The 23809-nt window shown below is 43.3% G+C and carries 21 protein-coding genes; 9 read left to right on the top strand and 12 right to left on the bottom strand.

The window, feature by feature from the left end; all coding sequences use genetic code 11:
- Positions 1-25: 25 nt before the first annotated feature.
- From PN457_RS16265 to PN457_RS16245, 5 genes are all read right to left on the bottom strand, one after another.
- Positions 26-2191 (bottom strand): peptidase domain-containing ABC transporter, encoded by a 2166-nt coding sequence (locus PN457_RS16265; protein WP_271734484.1) that lies wholly within the window; start codon positions 2189-2191, stop codon positions 26-28.
- Between the two features lie 132 nt (positions 2192-2323).
- Complete coding sequence (locus PN457_RS16260) at positions 2324-3838, bottom strand: HlyD family secretion protein (protein WP_271734482.1); 1515 nt, start codon at positions 3836-3838, stop codon at positions 2324-2326.
- Between the two features lie 300 nt (positions 3839-4138).
- A complete protein-coding gene (locus PN457_RS16255) occupies positions 4139-4441 on the bottom strand; it encodes a CTB family bacteriocin (RefSeq protein WP_271734481.1) in 303 nt (100 codons plus the stop codon).
- Positions 4442-4731: 290 nt separating this feature from the next.
- On the bottom strand, positions 4732-5031 hold the full coding sequence (locus PN457_RS16250) for a CTB family bacteriocin (protein ID WP_271734479.1): 300 nt from the start codon (positions 5029-5031) through the stop codon (positions 4732-4734).
- Positions 5032-5269: 238 nt separating this feature from the next.
- Entirely contained in the window at positions 5270-5983 is a 714-nt protein-coding gene (locus tag PN457_RS16245) for a diacylglycerol/polyprenol kinase family protein (RefSeq protein WP_271734477.1), read from the bottom strand.
- A gap of 61 nt (positions 5984-6044) precedes the next feature.
- On the opposite strand from PN457_RS16245, the gene yidD reads away from it, so the two are divergent.
- Positions 6045-6302 carry a membrane protein insertion efficiency factor YidD gene (yidD, locus tag PN457_RS16240; protein ID WP_271734474.1) on the top strand — a complete coding sequence of 86 codons (258 nt, stop codon included), beginning with the start codon at positions 6045-6047 and terminating at the stop codon, positions 6300-6302.
- Between the two features lie 142 nt (positions 6303-6444).
- Here yidD and PN457_RS16235 read toward each other — a convergent pair whose 3' ends face one another.
- Both PN457_RS16235 and PN457_RS16230 read right to left on the bottom strand, forming a co-directional pair.
- Positions 6445-7968, bottom strand: a complete 1524-nt coding sequence (locus tag PN457_RS16235; RefSeq protein ID WP_271734472.1) for an AbgT family transporter — start codon at positions 7966-7968, stop codon at positions 6445-6447.
- Positions 7965-9830: an ABC transporter ATP-binding protein gene (locus tag PN457_RS16230; protein WP_271734470.1), complete on the bottom strand. Its 1866-nt coding sequence runs from the start codon at positions 9828-9830 to the stop codon at positions 7965-7967. The genes PN457_RS16235 and PN457_RS16230 overlap by 4 nt, the downstream gene beginning before the upstream one ends.
- A 353-nt stretch (positions 9831-10183) precedes the next feature.
- Between PN457_RS16230 and fabG the strand changes: the two genes are divergently transcribed.
- From fabG to mgtE, 3 genes are all read left to right on the top strand, one after another.
- A complete protein-coding gene (gene fabG, locus PN457_RS16225) occupies positions 10184-10879 on the top strand; it encodes a 3-oxoacyl-ACP reductase FabG (protein ID WP_271734469.1) in 696 nt (231 codons plus the stop codon).
- Between the two features lie 114 nt (positions 10880-10993).
- Complete coding sequence (locus PN457_RS16220; protein ID WP_271734468.1) at positions 10994-11422, top strand: hypothetical protein; 429 nt, start codon at positions 10994-10996, stop codon at positions 11420-11422.
- A 301-nt stretch (positions 11423-11723) separates the two neighbouring features.
- The gene (gene mgtE / locus PN457_RS16215; protein ID WP_271734467.1) at positions 11724-13091 is read left to right on the top strand and encodes a magnesium transporter; all 1368 of its coding nucleotides are present in this window, start codon (positions 11724-11726) and stop codon (positions 13089-13091) included.
- Positions 13092-13301: 210 nt separating this feature from the next.
- Here the strand turns inward: mgtE and PN457_RS16210 are convergent, their stop codons facing one another.
- From PN457_RS16210 to PN457_RS16200, 3 genes are all read right to left on the bottom strand, one after another.
- Positions 13302-13631, bottom strand: a complete 330-nt coding sequence (locus tag PN457_RS16210; protein WP_271734466.1) for a ribulose bisphosphate carboxylase small subunit — start codon at positions 13629-13631, stop codon at positions 13302-13304.
- Between the two features lie 58 nt (positions 13632-13689).
- A complete protein-coding gene (gene rcbX / locus PN457_RS16205) occupies positions 13690-14088 on the bottom strand; it encodes a RuBisCO chaperone RbcX (RefSeq protein ID WP_271734464.1) in 399 nt (132 codons plus the stop codon).
- A 103-nt stretch (positions 14089-14191) separates the two neighbouring features.
- The gene (locus tag PN457_RS16200) at positions 14192-15622 is read right to left on the bottom strand and encodes a form I ribulose bisphosphate carboxylase large subunit (protein WP_271734461.1); all 1431 of its coding nucleotides are present in this window, start codon (positions 15620-15622) and stop codon (positions 14192-14194) included.
- 755 nt (positions 15623-16377) lie between these two features.
- On the opposite strand from PN457_RS16200, the gene panB reads away from it, so the two are divergent.
- The 5 genes from panB to queA all read left to right on the top strand — a co-directional run bounded on the left by panB (position 16378) and on the right by queA (position 22181).
- Entirely contained in the window at positions 16378-17148 is a 771-nt protein-coding gene (panB, locus tag PN457_RS16195; RefSeq protein WP_271734460.1) for a 3-methyl-2-oxobutanoate hydroxymethyltransferase, read from the top strand.
- Between the two features lie 31 nt (positions 17149-17179).
- Positions 17180-17977, top strand: a complete 798-nt coding sequence (locus PN457_RS16190) for a Uma2 family endonuclease (protein ID WP_271734458.1) — start codon at positions 17180-17182, stop codon at positions 17975-17977.
- A gap of 534 nt (positions 17978-18511) precedes the next feature.
- Positions 18512-20092 carry a phosphoglycerate dehydrogenase gene (serA, locus tag PN457_RS16185; RefSeq protein WP_271734456.1) on the top strand — a complete coding sequence of 527 codons (1581 nt, stop codon included), beginning with the start codon at positions 18512-18514 and terminating at the stop codon, positions 20090-20092.
- 47 nt (positions 20093-20139) lie between these two features.
- Positions 20140-21036 carry a 50S ribosomal protein L11 methyltransferase gene (gene prmA, locus PN457_RS16180; protein ID WP_271734454.1) on the top strand — a complete coding sequence of 299 codons (897 nt, stop codon included), beginning with the start codon at positions 20140-20142 and terminating at the stop codon, positions 21034-21036.
- Between the two features lie 11 nt (positions 21037-21047).
- Positions 21048-22181 (top strand): tRNA preQ1(34) S-adenosylmethionine ribosyltransferase-isomerase QueA, encoded by a 1134-nt coding sequence (gene queA, locus PN457_RS16175; protein ID WP_271734453.1) that lies wholly within the window; start codon positions 21048-21050, stop codon positions 22179-22181.
- Here queA and PN457_RS16170 read toward each other — a convergent pair.
- Both PN457_RS16170 and PN457_RS16165 read right to left on the bottom strand, forming a co-directional pair.
- Positions 22156-23364: a GNAT family N-acetyltransferase gene (locus PN457_RS16170; RefSeq protein ID WP_271734452.1), complete on the bottom strand. Its 1209-nt coding sequence runs from the start codon at positions 23362-23364 to the stop codon at positions 22156-22158. The genes queA and PN457_RS16170 overlap by 26 nt on opposite strands.
- 75 nt (positions 23365-23439) lie before the next feature.
- The coding region (locus tag PN457_RS16165; protein WP_271734450.1) for a hypothetical protein at positions 23440-23809 on the bottom strand (370 nt) is incomplete at its 5' end.

Raw genomic sequence — 23809 nt, 5'->3', positions numbered from 1 at the left:
TTGCTCATACTAGGGTTAATTTTCATCACAATAAAAACTTTTGATGCTCTCCTTTGTGTGAAAGAAAAGTTTCTAGATCACCTTGTAACTGCACTTCACCTTTTTCTAACATCACAATCCAATCGGCTCGCTTGATCACACTGGGGCGATGGGTAATTAAAATTGTAGTTTTGCCTTGGCGGTGTGCTAAGATGGCATCTAAAACGCTAGCTTCACTTACTGGGTCTAGTCCGGCGGTGGCTTCATCTAAAATGAGGACTGGTGGATTAGTGAGAATTCCCCGAGCGATCGCTAATCTTTGTCTTTGTCCACCAGAGAGATTAGCGCCAAATTCACCTAACACAGTTTGATACTTATTGGGAAGTTGACTGATAAAGCTATCAGCATCCGCAATTTCGCAAGCTTTGACAATTTCCTCAAAGGAAATGTAGGGCGTTCCTAAACGGAAATTCTCTAAAATCGAGCGACTCCAGAAATGAGGTTCTTGGGGTACATAAACTATTTGTTGTCGTAGACAATCAAGAGCGAGGTCATCGAGGTTAAAAGAGCCAATGCGGATATTACCGGAATTTGGCTGATATAAACCTGCTAACAGTTTTGCCAAGGTACTTTTACCACAACCAGATTTACCAATTAAAGCGATCGCTTGTCCACCGGGTAGCTTGAGAGAGAAATCTTCTAATAAGTCCACTCTACCGGGGTGGTGAAATGTCACATGAGAACAATGAATATCTGCACCGCCAGAAATTTGGGACACAGGCTTTTGACTGCTTCCCGCATCCTCCGGTGTAGCATCAATCACTTCTAAAAGCCGAGAAACTGCTGTTTGAGAGCGAAAATATTCATCCACTAAGCCCACTAAAGAATTAATTAAACCCAGAACATTCACCTGTAGCGCATTAAAGGCGAGCATTTGCCCAATACTTAATTGGCCCTGAATCACTAAAAGACTTCCCAACCCCAGTAAAGCCACACCACCAATACTAGAAAAGAGTCTAGAAATAGTAGTATTGATAATTCCCAATTGCACAGTACTAAAAGTCAGATTAGCCAGACGACCAAAACGACTTTGAAATTCTTCCCAAAATTGGGGAGCAGCATTTGTAGTTTTAACTACCTGTGCGCCCTTAAATGTTTCTACTAAAACCCCTTGATTTTCCGCCCCCAAGACTAAAAGACTGCGAGTCTTTTGTTGGAGGATAGGTAAAAAAGGCAAAGTAGATAAAGTCATTAAACCACTGATGAGGATAACTGCTAGTGTGAGCCGCCAACTATAAAACAGCATTAAGCAGAAAGAAATCACTGCAATGAAAAATTTACTAGGTAAAAGAACCACTATCTGTGATACTAACTGGTTAATGTCATTAATATCTCTTAATCGGCTGGTGATTTCACCACTACGGCGGGCTTCGTAGTAATTCAAAGGTAACTGGAGTATTTTGCGCCCAAACTCTAAAACTAGCCCCAATTGTAGCCTTTGACCAAAGTGAGCAATCATTGTCGATTGTAATAATTGTAAGGTACTACTGAATAAGGTCATAACTACAACTGCAGCCACAACAACAGTGAGTAGCTGGACATCTCCGCGCACTAAAACATCATCTGTCAGGATTTGGATGAGTACCGGAGAACCCAAAGCGAGTACACCCAGGACAATATTGAGCATTAAAACCTGAGTGAGCAAACCACGATAAGGCAATATCCGCTTAATAAAGCGTCCTAATCCGCCTATTGGTTGCTCTTGGGGCTGCTCAAAAAAGCGGTCTGGATCTGGTTCTAGTAAGAGCATCACCCCATTCCAAGCGGCTGTTAACTCGTCTCGGGTAACATAACGAATCCCTACAGATGGATCAGCAATCACATACTTTTTGCCCTCTTGCTTATATAACACTACCCAGTGATAACCATGCCAATGGATAATCGCTGGTAACTGCACTTCTTTGATTCTGTCCAGAATTTCTGGGGAGGCTTTAACTGCTCTAGCATTAAAACCCAAATTCTCAGATCCGCGTTTGAGACCTAACAAAGTAGTGCCTAGTTGTCCAGTTCCTACTGATTCTCGACTGCGATTAATACTCAAAAACCGTCCATAATGTTTGCAAATAGAAGCCAGACAGGCTGCTCCACAGTCTTCTTCGCTCAACTGTGAAACGCACTGATAGTTTTTTTGCAGTTTGATTAAACCAAACATAATTAAGTTTTGTTTGTTGAACTTTTATCCTTAATCTCAAACTTGCTAGCGCTGGAAATGTAACTAAAGATTTATTTATCGGCGGTTAACTGTTTGTAATTACGTCAGAGAATTTCAGACCCCCAAACTTTCCTAAAAATCAGTGATTAATCTGGCTTTGCGGAGAATGAAATTAAGGACTGTTTCCTGACGGGAAATAATATCAGCCCTACCTTCCATACCGGGTTTGAGATGACACTGACGATCGCCTCTACCCACAGATGTAGTTTGGGCTTCTATAGTGGCTTGATAAGCAACCATCTGGGTAGGATTTTGAACAGTGGGCTGGGGGCTGTGATTTCCCACTGGTAGGGCATCTGGTGCGACGGTTCTCACCGTTCCGTGAAGAGTACCATAATCTGGATAGGGGCAAGCGGAAACCTGCATCTGCACTTTTTGCCCGGGTTGTACTTTGTCGATATCTTGAGGCTGAATAAAAGCTTTAATCATCATCGGACCATTGGGGGGAGCAATTTGAGCAATAACTTGGCCCGGTTGTACTACCTGCCCAGGATTACGCAGATTTAACTGTAGCAATGTCCCTGTAATTGGCGCTCGAATTACAGTTTGATTCAGGTCAGTTTGTAGTTGTTGTAGTTCTTTGCGCGTCCGAATCATTTGTTTTTGTAGTTCTAGACGCTGTTGCATGAGGGTTTCTCGCTCTCTGTTCAAAGCGGCTAAGGTCGCTTTTCCACTGGCTTTTTCTTGTTGAATCCGTTCATAGGCGACGGTGAGTGCGGCATTACTGGGATTGAGATTAGTTTGAGCTTTTTTGAGTTTGATTTCAGCAATTTTTAAGGCTTGTTCTTTTTCTTCTATTAGGTCTTTGGCGCTAGCTTTTGCTTGTTCTAACTTAGCCTGGGCTGACTTGACAGCCTGTTCTTTTTCTTCATATAAACTGCGAGTAACGGCTCCGGATTCTACTATTGATTGTAAGCGATCGCGTTGCAATTTGGCTAAATTTAAAGCTATTTCGGCCTCTTGTACAGTTGCTGTTAATAGGTTATTCTGTTGTAGGCGATCGCGTTGTATTTTCGCTAAATTCCAGGTAGCTTCGGCCTCTGTCAGCTCGGCTATGGTTCTAATTTGTTGGTCTTCATAGTTGCGTTGAGTCGCACTGAGTTCGGCTTGTGCGGCGATGATAGCCCGGTTAACTAAGGTTGTTTGGGCTGTGATCTGAGTAGTAATTTCACGGATTTGAGCATCGATTTGGCGCAGTTGTAATTGACTCTGCTCAATGCTGTTTTCTAGTTGGCTTTTTTGATTTTGCAGGCGGGAATCATCAATGTAAGCTATGGCTTCTCCTTGATTGACTATTTGATTTTCTTGCACATCTATTTTTTGCACTGTTCCGATGACGGCGGATTCCACAATTCCTAGTTTTCCTTCTGGTCGAATAGTGGCTGGAACTTTGACTGTGACATTGTAATTAAAAATAGATGTGAGACCAGTGGCCGCCAGAAATATACTTAGTAAAACTCCAGCACCGATATTTGTCCATTTACTGATGCGGGGAAGAAACTCCTCAGGTTGCACTAAACTGAGTTCTTCTGGAGTCGGTTCATTAAACCTATTCCACTGGTTTTCTGGTTGGGGAAAGGAATTCACTATACTGTACCTTGGCTGGGATTCTCATGTATAAAAAAATGTTGCAAACATTCATAAACACAGTTACCTGTGCAGTCATCAATTACAGGACTTACGCAACTAACATCATAGCCTGGCTAGAGAGGACTTTAGTCCCCTGTGATCAGGAATAGCAATGACCACAAACAGAAAATTTTCTTTGATAGTCTTTGATAGTTGCGTAAGTCCTAAATCATTCAAGATGGTAATTGCAAATATCTCTAGTACTGGTCAAATGATCACTGATGAATTTCAACTTGACAGACCAGAGCCGAAGGGATGTTATTCGTTATTGGAGTTATTCCCTGCGCCGTTGAGAATTGGTGCAGCACCCAAAGCATCAACGTCAGGAACTTGTGCGGCACCCAATCCCAATAAATCTTGTGCTGCGGTGTTAGTAGCTGTCAACTCACCTGTGGAGTTTGCACTGCTACCATCCGGACCAGATCTGACTGATCCTTGTAAATTTGCCAGTCTGTTAGCGAAATTGCTCCCAGCTAGGTCAAAGTCAACACCGCCAGCTATAAGTTCTTGCTGCTCATGGGATAAAGCAACACACAACTCTGATAAAATATGCTCTGTCATGATTGTTAGCCTCGGTTACATATTTTTGATTTTTGCCAAAAATTCTAGATTTTAACTAACAGCCATTTAGCCAAAATCAAGAAAATTCTGGAATAATAGCCTACTTTCCACCCCTGCTCACAAGAAACCCCGGTGTTTCGTTGATTCATCGCTACCATATTTCCTGGGGAAATTCACCAGGGTGATGTCTGTAATATTTCAGTTATTAGAGACTGTTTGTTAAACCCCACACATGATTTCCGACTGAGGTGGGTGCAACGCTCTCACAAATCGGATTTATGGGTTACTTATTAAGCGTTGTTATCATTTACACCATTTAGCACGGGTGCAGAACCCAAAGCGTCAACTGAAGGTACTTCTTGGGCACCCAATCCCAACAAGTCTTGAGCCGCAGTATTAATAGCCGTAACATCACCTGTAGAGTTGGCATTACTACCATCTGGACCGGCCTTACTTGTTCCTTGTAAGTTGGCACGTCTTCGTGAGAAGTTGCTCCCGGCTAGTTCAAAGTCCGCACCGCCAGTTAAAAGCTGCTGTTGCTCATCAGATAAAGTAACAAATAATTCTGATGTGAATATTCCATGTGACATGATTGTTAGCCTCAGTTATGTACATAGGTGTGTGAGCACCTAAGAACTCAACTATAAGCACTGTTTGTCACGAATTCATAAATCTGGAGATAGAAATCAATGTTATCTATTTACTCCTTAAAGTAGATATAATGTCCGATTTTTTCGAGGTAAAGTCACACACCTAGGACATAAATGGTTAATATTCTCGGTTTTTGCGGCTATTGATCAAATCATCGAGTTTTTAATTATCTGTTGATTATGGGGAATGGTGTAACAGAGTGTTAGTTAATATAAGTGCTAGGGTGGCACTTCCTAAAGGAACTGTTAAATTATCAATGCCTAAAAATGAAATTGCTTCTAAGCTAGTAGCAACTAGAGCGATCGCCAGGGATATTACCCAAGTTTGCCAAAAGTTACCTTCAACACTCAATAAAATTAAACTACTGATGAAAAAACTCACTGTAGCCATGGTCAAGGAGCCTTCCCAACTTTTTTGCGCTCCCAAAAGTTTATACTTATGTTGACCAAAGCGTTGCCCAATCAATGCTGCTAACCCATCACCCCAGGCCATGACCATGATCCCGATGGCGGCGTATTGGGGCTGTTGTATATGCCAGAACCAGGCGACTAAAATGCCCATACTGACAGCATAAAAGAAGGTTCCCAAACTTTGCCGACCGACGCTATTAATACCAGGCAGAATGGGATATCTGTATGATAATAAGGTGATGGTGCTGGCGACAATGGAAGCTGTAATACCTAAACTGGCGGGAACATTTAGCCACCAGGCTAGTAAAATTACATTACCTGTGCCAATGTGAACTATTTTCCTAACTATTTCTGGTTCACCCTTACCAAAGCGATGCACCACCCATGAAATCAGGAGGATCAGTGACACCCAAACTGTAACTACGGTAATTTGCAGCCACAAAGGTGGAACAGAGGTTAAATTTATAACAGAAGATAACAAAGAAACTACAAGATATAAGTTTTCAGATTTATTATTAATTTATCGGATCTAGGGGATGGTGATGAAATTATTATTCATTTGGTTAATTAAAGGTTACAGAATGTTTATTTCGCCATTATTTCCCCCTACTTGTCGCTTTCAACCAACTTGTTCAATGTATGCTATTGAAGCTATTGAGCGATTTGGGGTATGGCGCGGTGGGTGGATGGCTACGCGGCGGATTTTACGTTGTCATCCTTTTCATCCAGGTGGTTATGATCCAGTCCCGGAGGCTAAGACCCATTGCTGTGATTCTACTCTACCTGATTGCGAGAAATAACCCCCGGGATTCTAACACAGCCGTCACTTGTAAAATGAAGGCTTGGTTATAGGGTGCAGGGATTAATTGTACACCCAAAGGTAAAGCCTGATGCTGCAAAATTGGCACTGACTGCTTGATATTAACGCCGCCAAGGTGTAAATTAAATTCTCATCAAAGCCCCAGGACCCAGGGGTAAAGCCAAAACAAACCAGATGATTAATAGAATAGACCAACCCAACAAAAAGGCGATCGCATAAGGTAACATCATAGCTATGAGCGTCCCCATACCTAGGTTTTGATCGTATTTCTGGCCAAAAGCCACCACCAAAGGAAAATAAGGCATCAAAGGGGTGACAATATTAGTAGTAGAATCACCAATACGGTATGCAGCTTGGGTTAACTCTGGGGAGTAACCCATTAACATAAACATGGGTACAAATACAGGAGCCATAATTGCCCACTTGGCGGAGGCTGAACCCACAAATAAATTCAGCAGCATACTGACTATGATAAATAATATCAGTAATGGTGCCCCTGTAATCCCTGTAGACTTGAGAAATTCTGCCCCATTGATCGACATAATCACCCCTAAATTACTCCAACTAAAATAGGCAATAAATTGGGCGGCGATAAATGCTAAAACGATATAATATCCCATGGCACTCATGGAATTACTCAAGGCTTTAGCAATATCTTTGTCATTTTCAATAGTTCCGGCAATCCTACCATAAACAATCCCAGGAATGAGAAAAGCCAAGGCAATAATAAACACGATGCTATCTAGAAAAGGTGAAGGAATAATTGTCAAGGTTTCTGGATGTCGTAAAATTCCTTGTGGTGGTAGCACCATAACCAAAACGAAGGCGATAAATCCTAGTAAAGCATAAGTAGCCCAGCGTAATCCTTTATTTTCCCCTAGGCTGAGTTGTTCCATTTGGTAATGTGCTTCCCCTGTGTAATTACCCAATCTGGGCTCTACAATTTTTTCGGTAACAAACCAGCCAATTAGAGTTATTAACAAAGTGGAAACTGCCATAAAATAATAATTGGCAGTAGCATTAACTTGATAATTAGGGTTAATTAATTCTACGGCACTTTGGGTTAATCCAGCCAGTAACGGGTCTAGGGAACTAATGAGTAAATTGGCACTAAACCCACCAGCTACACCCGCAAAAGCCGCTGCTAAACCAGCTAAAGGATGCCGGCGAAATGCTAAAAATACAATGGCTCCCAGGGGTATAAGTACTACATAACCAGCATCAGCAGCAATGTTGCCCATAATACCAGTAAATACTACCGCAGGGCAGATAAATTTACTAGGGGCAATTAATACTATTTTGCGTATTACTGCTGAGAGAAACCCAGTATACTCAGCCACTCCCACCCCCAACATAGCCACCAGGACAGTACCCAGGGGAGGAAACTCCCTGAAGTTGTTCACGGCGGAGGTAAAAATGTGGCGGATACCCTCCGGGGTAAGTAAGGAAACTGCGACGATGGTGTCACCGTTTCCAGGGTGGACAACAGAAAGGTTAAAAGCAGCGGCGATGGTACTGGCGAGAATTACCATTAAGGATAATAGGAAAAATATCGTCAGTGGGTCGGGGAGTTTATTTCCTACAGCTTCGATGAAGGCTAAAGCTGCACCTAAACCGGTAGCTTTTTGACTTTTTGGAGGATTCATAGTTTGTGTGCTTGGCGAGCGCGTACTCGTTCAGGACTACCGGTAGGAATGGAAGCAATTAATTTTTGTGTATATTCTTCCTGGGGGTTCATGTAAATACTTTCGGCTGTTCCCTGTTCTACAATTTGACCACAATTCATGACTAAAATGCGATCGCTCATAAATTTGACGACACTTAAATCATGAGAAATGAAAATATAGGTAAGTTGAAATTCATCCTGCAATTCTTTGAGTAAATTCAACACTTGGGCTTGTACAGAAACATCCAAGGAAGAAACCGACTCATCACAGATAATAAACTTAGGATTTAAAGCCAAAGAACGCGCAATACAAACCCGTTGGCGTTGACCACCAGAAAACTGATGAGGATAGCGGTGTATTGCATCTGCACTTAAACCTACCCGTTCTAAAAGTTCAGCTACACGTTCTCGGCGCTGTCCCTTGGTCTTCCCCACAGAGTGAATTAACAACGGTTCCATCACCGCATCCCCAACTTTCATCCGGGGGTCTAGGGAGCTAAAGGGATTTTGGAAGACAATTTGCATTTCTCGGCGCAGTTTCTGCAATGCTTCACCCTTAAGGTGAGTAATATGTTGACCCTCAAAGATAATTTCACCACTCATTGGCTGAATTAATCGCAGCAAACTTCTACCCAGGGTAGTTTTACCACAACCAGATTCTCCCACCAATCCCAGTGTTTCCCCAGGCTTAACATCAAAAGAAACATTGTTAACTGCCATATGGTAGCGTTTTGTACCACCGAATACTCCCCGCACGGGGAAACCTACCTGGAGGTTGCGGACTTGCAATAAAGGTGACTTATGATTAAAGTTGTTCCACCTTTGAGACATTTCTTCAAGGGTGAACTCTGGGGGATGCAGGGGTTCTTTGGGGTGAATTACTGCTTTTCCGGTGGGAGTTTCTTCCACGCTCATATAGTCGGAAACAGTAAGTAGTTTGTGAGGACGGTGGTTAAGTTTAGGACGACAAGCCACCAGACCTTTAGTATATGGATGTTGGGGACGGCTAAAAATTTCTGCTGCAGCACCATATTCGACAATTTGGCCTTTGTACATTACCGCTACTTTGTCAGCAATTTCCGAAATCAGTCCCAAATCGTGGGTAATGAAAATGATGGACATATCACGGGTTTGCTGCAATTCTCCCAACAACTCGATAATAGTAGCTTGCACCGTCACATCTAAAGCTGTAGTGGGTTCATCAGCAATTAATACCACGGGATTGCAAGAAATAGCCATGGCAATCATTACCCGTTGTAGCTGACCTCCAGAAAGTTCGTGGGGGTAACGCTCTAGGATAGCTTCTTTGTGCTGCTTGACTAACCTAGCCAAGGTTAGCCCGTCTGGTTGACCTGTGCTTTGCAGACACTGCTGTTGTATAATCTCATCATGAGGCAGAAGTTTGACTTCTTGCAAAAGAGCGATCGCAATTCTTTTGGCTTCAACTAGAGAAACATTCTCATGTTGCATAATTGCTTCTGCCATCTGAAACCCAATATTATAAACCGGATTGAGGGAACTCATGGGTTCTTGAAAAATCATGGCGATATCGCCACCCCGGTGTAGCTGCATTTCTTCAGGAGGTAATTCTACTAAATTAATCGGGTTACTACCGGACTGGGGACGAAACCAAACTTCACCACCGCTAATTTTACCGGGAGTGGGTAATAAACCCATGACAGCCAATGATGTTACCGATTTACCACTACCCGATTCACCGACTATACCTAGAGTCTCGCCGCGATTAATTTCAAAGGATATATTATCTACTGCTTTGACACTGCTACCATCACTGGAAAATTCCACTTTTAGATTGCGAACCTCTAGGACAGTTTGTTTCATAGGAATCAGGTGATAAATATTGACGGTAATTTATTTGGATTTTAGCAATACTTCCTGCTCTATAACCCCAAACTAAGAATTTCTCAGAAATCTGATTATAGCCTTTTTCAGGCTCATGAAGTACACACCAATTCCCTATTCCCTATTCCCTATTCCCTATTCCCTGTTCCCTGTTCCCTGTTCCCTGTTCCCTCAAACTAAAAAAAATTGTACCTCACGAGCATGGGAAATGCTATATCTTTGAGCCATCTTCGGGTTTGGTGTTGTGTTTATGGGAAAGTCAGTAATTTTCACCAGATTGCTGACATCGCGTTATTCTAAAATTGAACTTTCGCCGAGTGCATCGAAAATTCATGAAAGGTAAGCAAGTTTTACTCACCGGTGGTACTGGTGGACTAGGTTTAGGAGTCACCCCAGCTGTTGTGTCCCGGGGTGCAAATGTAACTATTCCTTATCGTCTCCCCAAAGAAGTTGAACGTCTCAAAGGAATCCTTTCACCTGCTGATTTCGCCAGAGTTCACTTTATCCCTGCTAATCTGGAGGAAGAAGCCTCAGTGGATCATCTGATCAATCGTATGGGACGGGTGGATGTATTAATTCATCTGGTGGGGGGGTTTTCTATGGGGAAAACTCATGAATACAGTTTTTACAGTTGGAAGCGGGAATTTGATTTAAATCTGAATACAACTTTCTTGACTTGCAAGTATAGCCTAAAAAGTATGTGGGAACATGGCTATGGTAGAATTGTCACGGTGGCTTCTAGGGCTGCTGTAGAACCTGCGGCGCAATTAGCGGCGTATTCTGCGGCTAAAGCCGGTGTGGTAGCCTTAACAAAGGCGATCGCAGATGAAACTAAGGGTACAAATATTACTGCTAATGTGATTCTTCCCAGTGTAATTGACACACCTAAAAATCGCGAATCTATGGGACCAGAAAATGCTCACAAGTGGGTAAAACCCGAATCTCTAGCTCAATTAATCTGCTTTCTGGCTTCAGAAGCTGCTCAGGATATCCGTGGTGCTGCAATTCCCATATACGGTGATATTTAGTCCCAAAAGGTGAGTCAGCCAGGTAATTGATATCAAAGTGTAGCATTGATCAACAGGTGAACGGTTTTATTGAGTTGTCAATCTTTGATTCTGACTAGGTAGGGAAAGAAAATCATGCACGTGGAATTTTTTCACAGGATACCAGTCATACCCCTGATATTACTCTGGTTAGCTTATGCCCTTTTAGGGTGGTATCTTGCTGCTCATCACATTATTTGGTTGACGGGGGCTTTTGTTGTCGCCGTCACCTTAGCCATTGTCAGAAAAACTATTGTTTGGTTGGATCACTTAGTGGCTCTTGGCTCTAGAATCTTGGTTGTGGTTTTATTTTTAAGTCTATCAGTTGCTTTGGTAGAAACTTGGTCGCTATTCTTCAGTCTGTTTCTCATACCCATAGCAACTACGTTTTTAGCTGATTTAGAAATGCGTTGGAAAGGCTTTAACAAAACCGACTCATTTTGGATTTTAACCCTCTTAGCTTTGTGCGGTTTGGTAGTCGGTGAAATGATCGATATTTTACTTTTGCCCAGTAGCGGATTTTAGATGTTATGCCACTGACTGAACTAATAAACTATGATAGTTCTTCCTTATCGATTATATGATAACAAATCTGGGAGTAATTGTCAACCTCCACATCTTCATTATTTGCGGCCTAGAAACTGCCTATGCAGTCAGACTGCAAGCAACTAAAATATAAACTTGCTCTGGATAAGTGAAGAAAAACTCGTAACATAAGTAACTCGCAAAACCTTATTGTAAAGTAGGGAAAAAGTCTAATGTCACAGTTGGTCACAGTAAAAGTAAATGAGCTTGAGAGAACACAGCCTTTATTATTAGTTCACAAATGCAAAGCAGATCCAGACAAGATTTACAAGACCTAGTGCGCGAGCAGCTGCAAATCCTACTTGAACAGAAAAATTTTCAGGGTGCTAAAGCTTTGTTGGTTCCCGTTCAGGTAGCAGATATTGCCGCATCCATTGAAGGTTTACCAGAGGCTACCCAGGCGATCGCCTTTCGGTTACTTTCTAAGGAAGAGTCCATAGAGGTGTTTGAATACCTCGATCCTACCGTACAACAAACACTACTAGAAGACTTTAAGCGTCACGATGTCCAGGAAATCGTCGGTAATATGTCGCCTGATGACCGGGCTCGTCTGTTTGACGAACTCCCGGCTAAAGTTGTCCGACGGCTATTACAGCAACTCAGCCCAGATGAACGGGATGCAACTGCTTTGCTTTTAGGTTATGCGCCTAATACTGCTGGGCGCATTATGACTCCTGAGTATCTCTCACTCAAGGAAAATATCACCATTACTCAGGCGTTAGCACAGATTCGTTCTCAGGCTGATGTCAGGGAAACTATTTACTATATTTATGTCACTGATGATGCTCGTCGGTTGACGGGGATTCTCTCCCTGCGGGATCTGATTTTGGCTCAACCAGAGGAAACTATTGGCAGCATGATGACCCGTGATGTGGTATTTGTCAATACAAATACTGACCAGGAAGAGGTGGCGCGGACAATTCAGCACTATGATTTTGTGGCCATTCCTGTGGTAGATGCTGAACAGCGCCTCGTTGGTATTGTCACGGTGGATGATGTCCTGGATATTTTAGAACAAGAAACTACAGAAGATATCTATAAGTTGGGTGGTCTACAAGCTGGTGGTGATAATTATTTTCAAACTAACTTATTTACTGTTGCCCGTAAGCGGGTAGTATGGTTATTTATTCTGTTGATTACTAATAGTGCAACGGCGGCGGTAATTAGAGACCAAGAGGATGTTTTACAAAAAGTAGTAGCTTTAACTGCATTTATCCCCTTATTAATTGATACGGGGGGGAACGTAGGCGCTCAGTCTTCGACTGTGGTGATTAGGGGGTTGAATACAGAGGATGTCCGCTCTCACGAAGCTTTAAATATAATTAGACGGGAGGCGATCGCCGGCATACTCCTGGGAGGTATGTTAGGTACTGTAGTCATAGTCTGGGCATACTTATTACAAGCTAATATCTCAGTAGCCCTGGCGGTGGGTATTAGTCTATTTTCCATCTGCGTTTTAGCGTCGGTTTCTGGTTCCGCATTGCCATTTTTATTCCGGGGGATGGGACTAGATCCGGCTTTGATGTCAGCACCTTTTATTACTACAGCTGTGGATGTATTGGGGGTTTTAATTTACCTAAATGTAGCTCGCATGATTTTAGGGTTATGAGGAGAACGGCCAAAGCAGCTGACTGTTTCGGGAAAAAATAGCTATTGACTAACCTCTGATTGAGTCGTTGAATCATCCTTTCCAGTTAGGTGTTCAAAGTTGATGATGTGGCCTTGAGCTAAAATTTACCGCACCTGTGCCTGAATAAATAAGAGAGGTACATAATTATACCTCTCTTTAAGGGAAAAAATTAATTCAACTTCTCAGATTTTAGTATCTGCTGGGCTTGTGAACAATAAAGCTGAGAACTTGACACTGCTTGATGTTGTCAAAACCTACAACACGAATATAGCAGTTACCATACTGAGAACGGCAAGATTGAACTTCGCTGAGTACATCGTGAGTAGATGTGGCGTTGAATAAAGGTAACTTCCACATTGTCCAGTACAATTCTGTGGGTTCAGAAGTTTCGTTGAACTCAACAGCAGGAATGTAACCTTGACTCAAAATGTACTGAACTTGCTTGGCAATTTGAGCATCAGTAAGAGCTGGTAAGTAGGAAAGGGTTTCGTAACGACGCTCTTTTGGTAAAGTTTGCATAGCTTTTGATAATGGTTTGGGATTGATAGTAGTTTTTCAGTTATTAGTGAACCACTGTTCACTCTTCACTGTGGGGATCTGAACTTGTCTGCTGTTCCGGGTGCGGACTGGGGTTAGATGTATCTAGTTGTGTTATGCGTTCTAGATGCTGGCGACGTTGCTCCATATTGGCTTGTTGAATGCCAGTACAAACCATTTCTGGCAAAAATTCGGCTATTTCTGCGGCTATGTGTTCTCTGACTGTCATGAGCCGCAGTGCCAAATCTGGCTTTTCTTGGAGCAGTTGCTCAAGATATGCTTCTCCGTCTTGGATTTTCCCCGCAGAAAAGTTTTGCAACCAATACGCTAAGGGAGGATTCGTTTCGCCTAGCTGTGCCAATACAGTCCGCAGCGCCTGATAAGTCAGGTAACTTTGGAGAGTTTTGGCTGTGTCTTTCGCAATTTGCTTTAGATTCATGCTTGACCCCAGCCCATAAAAAGTAAAAAGTCAAAAGTCAAAGGTTAAAAGAAAGAATGATTATTTTCTTGTACTCTTTAACTTTTTACCGGTTACTTGAGGATCAGACAGTATCCATGGCCTCGAACTCGAACTTGATTTCTTTCCACAGTTCGCAAGCAACAGCCAACTCAGGGCTCCACTTAGCAGCTTCGCGGATGATATCGTTACCTTCACGAGCGAGGTTGCGGCCTTCGTTACGAGCTTGGATACAAGCTTCTAGAGCTACGCGGTTAGCGGTTGCACCAGGTGCGTTACCCCAGGGGTGACCCAGTGTACCACCACCAAACTGGAGTACGGAGTCATCGCCGAAGATTTCTACCAGTGCGGGCATGTGCCATACGTGGATACCACCAGAAGCAACTGCCATTACACCAGGCATAGAAGCCCAGTCTTGGGTGAAGTAGATACCGCGAGACTTGTCTTGCTCAACGTAGTTTTCACGTAACAGGTCCACGAAGCCCATGGTAATACCACGTTCGCCTTCCAACTTACCAACTACTGTACCGGTGTGGATGTGGTCACCACCAGACATCCGTAGGGTTTTAGCCAATACACGGAAGTGGATACCGTGGTTCTTTTGACGGTCGATAACGGCGTGCATAGCGCGGTGAATGTGCAGCAAAATGCCATTATCACGACACCAATGAGCCAAGGTTGTGTTGGCTGTGAAACCTGCGGTGAGGTAGTCGTGCATGATGATGGGCATCTTCAGTTCTTTAGCGAACTCAGCCCGTTGCAACATTTGTTCACAGGTGGGGGCGGTAACGTTCAGGTAGTGACCTTTGATTTCGCCGGTTTCTGCTTGTGCTTTGTGGATGGCTTCTGCTACAAACAAGAAGCGATCGCGCCATCTTTGGAATGGTGCAGAGTTGATGTTTTCATCGTCTTTGGTGAAGTCCAAACCACCGCGCAAGCACTCATATACAGCGCGTCCGTAGTTCTTAGCAGACAAACCTAATTTGGGCTTAATGGTACAACCCAACAAAGGACGACCATATTTGTTTAATTTGTCACGTTCTACTTGGATACCGTGAGGAGGTCCTTGGAAGGTTTTCAGGTAAGCAACGGGAATCCGTAAGTCTTCTAGACGTAGCGCCCGCAAAGCTTTAAAACCAAATACGTTACCTACAATAGAGGTCAACATATTGGTAACGGAACCTTCCTCGAATAGGTCTAGAGGATAAGCAACATAGGCGATGTACTGGTTATCTTCACCAGGAACGGCTTCGATGTCGTAGCAACGACCTTTGTAGCGATCTAGGTCTGTGAGCAAGTCTGTCCATACAGTTGTCCAAGTACCGGTGGAAGACTCAGCCGCCACAGCAGCACCCGCTTCTTCTGGGGGAACTCCAGGCTGGGGAGTCATCCGGAAGGCGGCTAGAAGGTCTGTATCTTTAGGTGTGTAATCTGGGGTGTAATAAGTTAGTCTGTAATCTTTAACCCCGGCTTGATATCCTGATTTGCTCTGGGTCTTCGTTTGAGCGTAAGACATAAATTCCCCTTCCAAGAAGTCACTCTATTAATTACTTAATCAAATCACGTTCTGTGCAACTTTTTCTCACTCCCGCTTTTTACCCTTATTGATTGGGCGAAAAATCAGGAAAAATTTTTTGTTAGAGGTTGGTTTTGGCGGGTAGATTTTCTGGCAACGAAACATTTATTTACAAATGTTCTCCCCAAGCTGGGGTGCATCAAGCCCGTCATGCTGTTTCCTCATCCCGTAAATAAAAATTCTCTTTTAACTCTTTCTCTTACCCCGCTAAATTTTTGTCTTTACACCGCTGTCTGAGGATGGTCACAGGACTATTACCCCACATAACGGCGTTTTTAGCTGACTGGGTTGATATCCCAAGGATAGACTCGGTGATCTATTCCCCTCATAATGGGGGAATAGATCACGGGAGAATTTGCTTGACATAAACTCGGCAGAGTGATAAGCGAAAGAAAAAGAAATTGCACACCACGTCATTTGTATGTTGTCTTACAATATATCAAGAATTTGATAAGTTATTCTTTCAAAGTTTTTAACTTATTTATTTAAATTTGTTATTACATAAAGTTTTAAACATTTTGTTAAGACTGATTTACAAAAGTCCAATTTAAATGTACCCAAGTGGGAGGAAATGGAGACGAGAGGAGGCATAACCCGAAAATGTACCGGAGAATAAACTAGACTATACTCAATGTCCACAGCTTCCCCACTCTCGCGTACAGAAGGCATAAGTCTCGCGTCTACCTAGTTCAACAATGGCAATTACTACTGGGCAATTAATTCAATGGAAACAACAGGGGCGGTCAATCGTCGCCTTGACTGCTTGGGATTATGCGATCGCCCAACTTCTAGATGCAGCAGGGGTAGACTTAATCTTAGTGGGGGACTCACTGGCGGTGATTTTAGGTTACGAAACAACACTACCAATTACCCTAGAGGAAATGCTGCACCATGCTAAAGCTGTGCGTCGTGGTGTCAAACAGGCTTTAGTGGTGGTTGATTTACCATTTTTAACTTACCAAGAAAGCATCTCACAGGCGATGCACTCAGCTGGATTAATTTTGAAGGAAACAGGGGCCCAAGCAGTTAAGTTAGAAGGTGGTTATCCCGCCATGGTAGAAACTGTGGCTCGACTGGTACAAGCGGGGATCCCAGTCATGGGTCATGTCGGTTTGACACCCCAATCAGTACATCAACTGGGACTAAGACAACAGGGAAAAACTCAGGACGCTAGGGAGAGAATTTTCCACCAGGCCATGGCTCTAGAACAAGCCGGTGTATTTTCCATTGTTTTAGAGCATATACCCGCAGATTTAGCAAGCAAGATTACACAAAAATTAAATATTCCCACGATTGGCATCGGTGCGGGAGTTGATTGTGATGGACAGGTGTTAGTCACCTCCGATGTCCTAGGTTTGGGAGAAAAGCACCCACCCTTTGCAAAAGTTTACACAAATTTGCGAGAGACAATAACCAAAGCTGTGAAAGATTACGCATCAGAAGTGCGCGATCGCCAGTTTCCCTAACCCGATATACTGAAATATTAGGAGTAGTTAAATGTTGGTACAAATTCCCCCTACTCAAAAAACACAAAAAGAATTAAATATTACTTGGGAAGCTCTTCCCGCCGAATTCATTCTACCCGATGATCCAGTGGAAAATATTCAACAACCGGCGCTGGCTTCGGCACTGACCGATGCACTAGGAGCCACACAACGCATCCAACCCCAGATGTTAATTGCTTCTAACTTCGGTCTAGTAGCGACAGTCAACAAAAAAATAGTTGTCAAAGCGCCTGACTGGTTGTACGTTCCCCAAGTCCAACCCGTAGCCTCTGGGGTGATTCGTCGTAGTTATACCCCCTATTTAGAAGGTGCTCCTGTGGCTGTAGTCATGGAATTTTTATCAGACACAGAAAATGGAGAACTATCAATCCGTTCAACACCGCCCTACGGTAAACTATATTTTTACGAGCATATTCTTAAAGTTCCCACTTATATCACCTATGACCCCTACGAAGTGATTCTAGAAGTCAGGTGTTTAGAAAACGAAAAATATAGCTTAATGACGGCAGATGATAATGGTCGTTACTGGATTGAGCAGTTAGAATTATTCCTGGGAATTTGGCCAGGTGAGAGACTATGCCAAAATATGAATTGGTTGCGGTGGTGGGATAAAGAAGGTAATTTGTTGTTGTGGAGTAGTGAACAAGCGGAACAGGAACGCCAACGGGCTGAACAAGAACGCCAACGGGCTGAACAAGAACGCCAACGGGCTGAACAAGAACGCCAACGGGCGGAAATACTAGCAGCAAAGTTACGTGAGCTAGGTGTTGACCCTGATGGGATGGTATAGTATCATATACTTAGATATGATAACTGGAAAAGACGATCATCCAGCCTTATTAACAGCAGCCCAACTAACTTTGACATATGAGCAACTGAAGTCAAATGTATTCAGTCTAGTTGCACAATCGAGGGGCGGCCTACAGAAGTTGAGGGGATTCTGGGAGCGGTGATTGAACTGGGAAAACTCACCCATGCCCCTACAATATGGATAGAGTATACGCCAACGTCAAACTACTAGAAAAAACTTTACGCCATTATTTATAAAAATATTAGCTTTGTAGCTATGATCATGGTTTATATTACCGGAAGGGTGCCACAAATCACTAATAGTCTATGGCTGACGCCACGCTACGGAATCAGATCCGATAAACCAGTACCGGAATATCTGTGCAACTGATGCTTTCTTACTTGTACCATCACCAGGTAAGAAGTTGATATGAAAATGCTAAATTTTAAACTCCTGCTCAATTGCCACAGATAAAGACTAAACTAAAAAGTCTTGTGCTGCATAACCTGTAAATTGCCAAAAAATCAAGTAATCATGTCCAAGGTTCTCGTCTCCGATCCTATTGACCAAGCTGGAATTGACATTCTCACCCAAGTTGCTACGGTAGATGTCAAAACAGGTCTCAAACCAGCAGAACTGATCGAAATTATTGGTGAATATGATGCGCTGATGATCCGCTCTGGTACGCGGGTTACACAAGAAATTATTGAAGCTGGTACCCAGTTAAAAATCATCGGTCGTGCTGGTGTGGGGGTGGATAATGTCGATGTTCCCGCAGCGACCAGGCGCGGAATTGTCGTTGTCAATTCGCCAGAAGGTAACACCATCGCCGCAGCGGAACACGCCCTAGCGATGATGTTATCTTTATCTCGTCACATCCCCGATGCTAACGCTTCTGTGAAAAGCGGTGAGTGGGATCGTAAAACTTTCGTAGGGGCGGAAGTTTATAAAAAAACTCTCGGTGTTGTGGGTTTGGGTAAAATCGGTTCCCATGTTGCAGCAGTAGCTAAAGCTATGGGAATGAAACTCTTAGCTTACGATCCTTTTATCTCCAGAGAACGAGCCGAACAACTTGGCTGTCAGTTAGTGGATATGGATTTACTGATGCAACAAGCTGACTATATCACGCTACACATCCCCAAAACACCAGAAACCACCCACTTAATTAATGCTCAAAGTCTAGCAAAAATGAAACCCACAGCCAGAATAATTAATTGCGCTCGTGGTGGTATCATTGATGAAGCTGCTTTAGCAGCGGCAATTAAAGAAGGTCAAATTGCCGGTGCTGCGTTGGATGTGTTTGAGTCAGAACCACTGGGTGAGTCTGATTTGCGATCGCTCGGTAAAGAAGTCATCCTTACCCCCCATTTAGGAGCCTCCACAACGGAAGCACAAGTAAATGTAGCTATTGATGTGGCCGAACAAATTCGCGACGTTCTCTTAGGACTACCAGCGCGTTCAGCAGTGAATATACCCGGATTGGGTCCGGATGTCCTAGAAGAACTCAAGCCTTATATGCAGTTAGCAGAAACCCTGGGTAAACTGGTGGGACAGCTAGCTGGTGGAAGAGTGGAGTTACTCAATGTCCGACTACAAGGTGACCTCGCAACTAATAAGAGTCAGCCTTTAGTTGTCGCCTCCTTGAAAGGACTACTTTACCAAGCCTTGCGGGAACGGGTGAATTACGTCAACGCGAGTATAGAAGCCAAAGAGCGGGGAATTCGGGTGATTGAAACCCGGGACGCTTCAGCTCGTGACTACGCTGGATCTTTGCACCTGGAAGCTACAGGTACTTTGGGAACTCATTCGGTAACAGGCGCTTTATTAGGGGACAAAGAAATTCACTTAACTGACGTTGATGGTTTCCCCATTAATGTACCCCCCAGTAAATATATGCTGTTTACTTTACACCGTGATATGCCGGGAATTATTGGTAAACTTGGTTCGCTCCTGGGCAGTTTTAATGTCAATATTGCTAGTATGCAGGTAGGCCGTAAAATTGTCCGTGGTGATGCTGTCATGGCTCTGAGCATCGATGATCCATTGCCGGATGGCATTTTGGATGAAATTGTCAAAGTACCGGGAATTCGGGACGCATACACAGTAACTTTATAAACTTGAAGAAATGAGGCCTGCCTCATTTCTTGAAATCAGAAGTAAATATGACAAACAGTTGGTGGGAATTACAGATTTTATGTGATCCAGCCCTAGAAGATTCTATCTTTTGGCGACTGGAAGATTTTGGCAGCCGTGGTACAGCCAGCGAGGGTAAAGGTGATTTGTGTCTGGTGAAGGCTTACCTACCAAAATTGCCAGGAGCAACTCTAGATTTAGAGTTGCTCTCTAGCCAGTTGCATGAAGATGCTGTGTGTGTGGGCTCACCTATCCCTACTCTCAGTTGTGAGTTAATTAACGAGGAAGATTGGGCTACTAGTTGGAAACAATACTGGCAACCGGAAAAAATAGGCGATCGCTTTTTGATTAATCCCGCCTGGCTACCAATACCCGCCGCACCGGAACGCCTGGTAATTCTTCTAGATCCTGGCGTAGCATTTGGTACAGGAAATCATGCCACAACCCAATTATGCTTGGAATCCCTAGAAAAGGTGGATTTTCAGGGTAAAAGTGGTCAGTTAGTTGCTGATATCGGCTGTGGTTCTGGTATACTTTCCATAGGAGCATTACTACTGGGGGCAAAAAAAGTTTATGCAGTGGATACTGACCCCTTAGCGGTGCAATCAACTGTGAGTAATCGTGACATGAATCGGATTAGCCCAGTATCCTTAGTACCGGCGGAAGGTAGTGTAGATATGGTCATGGAAGGGTTACAAGAACCAGTAGATGGCATTGTTTGTAATATTTTGGCTGATGTGATTATTCAGTTGCTTCCACAAATGAGCAACATCACTAAACCCAGTAGTTGGGGAATTTTTAGCGGGATTTTAGTAGAACAATCTCAAACTGTGGCTGATGCCTTAGAAAAAAATGGTTGGATTGTTGATAACCTGTTAAAAAAGAAAGAATGGTGTTGCCTGAATGTGCGGCGTTCTCAGAGTTAGTGATGAATTCAATGGAGCAACAGATAAGACATAGTAATTTACCGGTAACTGCTACCACAGAAACACCAGATGTGAGTTTAGACTACTCATTGAGTGGGTATGATTATATATTACCAGAGGAACTAATTGCTCAAAATCCCGTATTTCCCAGGGATAGCTCCCGTTTATTAGTGGTAAATTCCTCTACCGAAACTGCACCTGTACATCATGTTTTTCGAGATTTACCAGATTTGTTACGCCCTGGTGATTTGCTGATTGTCAATGACACAAAAGTAATTCCAGCTAGGCTGTATGGCAGTAAATCTACTGGTGCTATGGTAGAGGTTTTGCTTTTGGAAGAACGAAAATATAACTGTTGGTTAGCTTTAGTTAAACCCGGGAAACGCTTCAAAATAGGATCTAGAATTTTTTTTACATCTAAAGATTCTCTACAAAATCCCAGTACCCTAACTGCTACTGTTTTAGCAACCGACCCAGCTACGGGAGGGCGTTTATTAGATTTTGATGTCCCCGATGGGAAACCTTTGATAGAGGTTTTAGAGCAATTCGGTGAAATACCTCTACCGCCATATATTACCTCATCCACTGCTGCTGATGAACAATATCAAACGGTTTACGCCCAGCAACCAGGAGCGATCGCCGCACCTACAGCAGGATTACATTTTACCCCAGAGTTACTAGATAAGTTACGCGATCGCGGCATTAATCAAGCTTTCATCACCTTACACGTGGGGGTAGGGACATTTCGCCCTGTGGAAATAGAAGACGTAACTAATCACCAGATGCATCAAGAATGGATTTCGGTTCCCCCCGCTACGGTAGAACAAATCCGCGCCACCAAAGCAGCGGGGGGTCGAATTATTGCAGTGGGGACTACAGTAGTCCGCGCCTTGGAAGGAGCAGCACAGTCTGGGGATTTACAATCATTCTGTGGTCAAACAGATTTATTTATCTATCCGGGTTACCAATGGCGGGTAGTAGATGGTTTAATTACCAATTTCCACTTACCGCGTTCTAGTTTGTTGATGCTGGTAAGTGCGTTGATTGGTAGGGAGCGTTTGTTAAATATATACCAACAAGCTATAGCTGGGAAATATCGCTTTTATTCCTTTGGGGATGCTATGTTAATTCTTCCGGGATTTTAATACTGGGGGAAGTTTGACTAAATGGTAAATCTTGATTGATGGCTTCTATCTCCTGCTGTTCTAGTTGATTTACTTCCCTAAGATAGGGATGGAGAATTTTTTCTAAGCGCCGATTGTAAAAGCGGTGCAAACTATAATTGGGTGTAGCTGGGAAACCACGGCGTTTTTTATGTCGTCCCCCAGCACCAGGATCGAAGCTTTGGATACCATGGGCGATCGCCCACTCAATTGGTGTATAGTAGCAAGCATCAAAATGTAAACAGTCTATTTCTTGAAAACTCCCCCAGTAGCGTCCATATAGGCGATCGCCTTTATACAAACAAAAAGACATACCTATAGGTTCCCCTTGCTCTTCCTGATGATAAGCTGGGAAAAACACCACTCGATGGCGATAGTTAGTGTGTAGCTGCTCAAAAAACTGCTTTGTCAGGTATTTACTACCCCACCAGCCAAACTTATCACAAGTATCACCATAGAACTGGTACATTAAAGGAAATAAAGAGTGAGGAATTGCATCACCAGTCACCGGTTGAAATTCTAAACCCACCTTTTCCACAGCTTTGCGCTCTCGCTTGATATTGCGGCGCTGATTAGCGTTGAATAATTTTAAGTAATCATCAAAAGTTTTAAAATCCAGGTTTTCCCAAATGTAGCTATGGTGTAACCAAGTGGTAAAACCTTGGCGTTCTAGGACAGTGCGCCATTGAGGATCAACATAGAGAAAATGACACCCAGAAATTCCATGCTTACTACACCAAGAATCTATCTCATGTACCATCATGGCTGTAATGTAGTCTTCATCTTCCCCCGGAGCAATTAAAAAACGATAGCCTTCAGCGGGGGTAAATGGTGTCATTCCCAGTAGTTTGGGATAATATTGTATTCCCAAGCGATGGGCTAATTCTGCCCACTGCTGGTCAAAGACAAATTCACCATAACTATGTCCTTTCAGGTACAGTGGCGCTGCTGCTATCAAAGTCCCCTCTCGCCAAAGTGTTAAGTGATTGGGTAACCATCCGGTTTTCGCCGTCGCGCTCTGGGATATTTCCAAATTATTCAGCCAATCCCATTCTAAAAACGGGGTTTTCAGGGGTATTGCTAAAGCATCCCAAGCATTTTGGGGTACTTGTGCAATGTGGTTAATCCAGAGACTAGAGTAATTAGGTTTGATTTGTTTGACCATTGTAAGGTTTTTCTGGGGAACCAACTTCCTGATGACTAATTACTATATATTTTAGTCGCTGGGTGTTGGCGTAGCCTACCCCAGCAACCCGGAGGTGAAAGCATTAATTTCGGCTCCTGTATTTCTCGGTCCTGTGAGTTCACTAGTAAACAGATTAAAGGTAGTTTCCAGAATCGCATTGACGTTAGGATTATTCTTGAGTAACAATCCTTGACGAATTAAGAAGATATCCCCCCCTGTCACTTGACCATTACCATCAACGTCAAAAGCTAAGTTGTTGACCCCATTGGCGATCGCACTCCTTAAAGCTGCACCTGTGGTGTTTGTGGCTCCCACGGTTTCAGTGCTAAAGAGATTAAAGGAAGTTTGGAGAATCGCATCGACGTTAGGATTATTCCGTAACAGCAGATATTGGTCAATGAACAATAAATCAGCACCGGTCACC

Origin of the sequence: Anabaenopsis arnoldii (assembly GCF_028331025.1) — a bacterium.
GTDB lineage: Bacteria > Cyanobacteriota > Cyanobacteriia > Cyanobacteriales > Nostocaceae > Anabaenopsis > Anabaenopsis arnoldii.
Note: the sequence above shows the minus strand (reverse complement) of the source record. Positions and strands in the feature narration are given on the sequence as shown.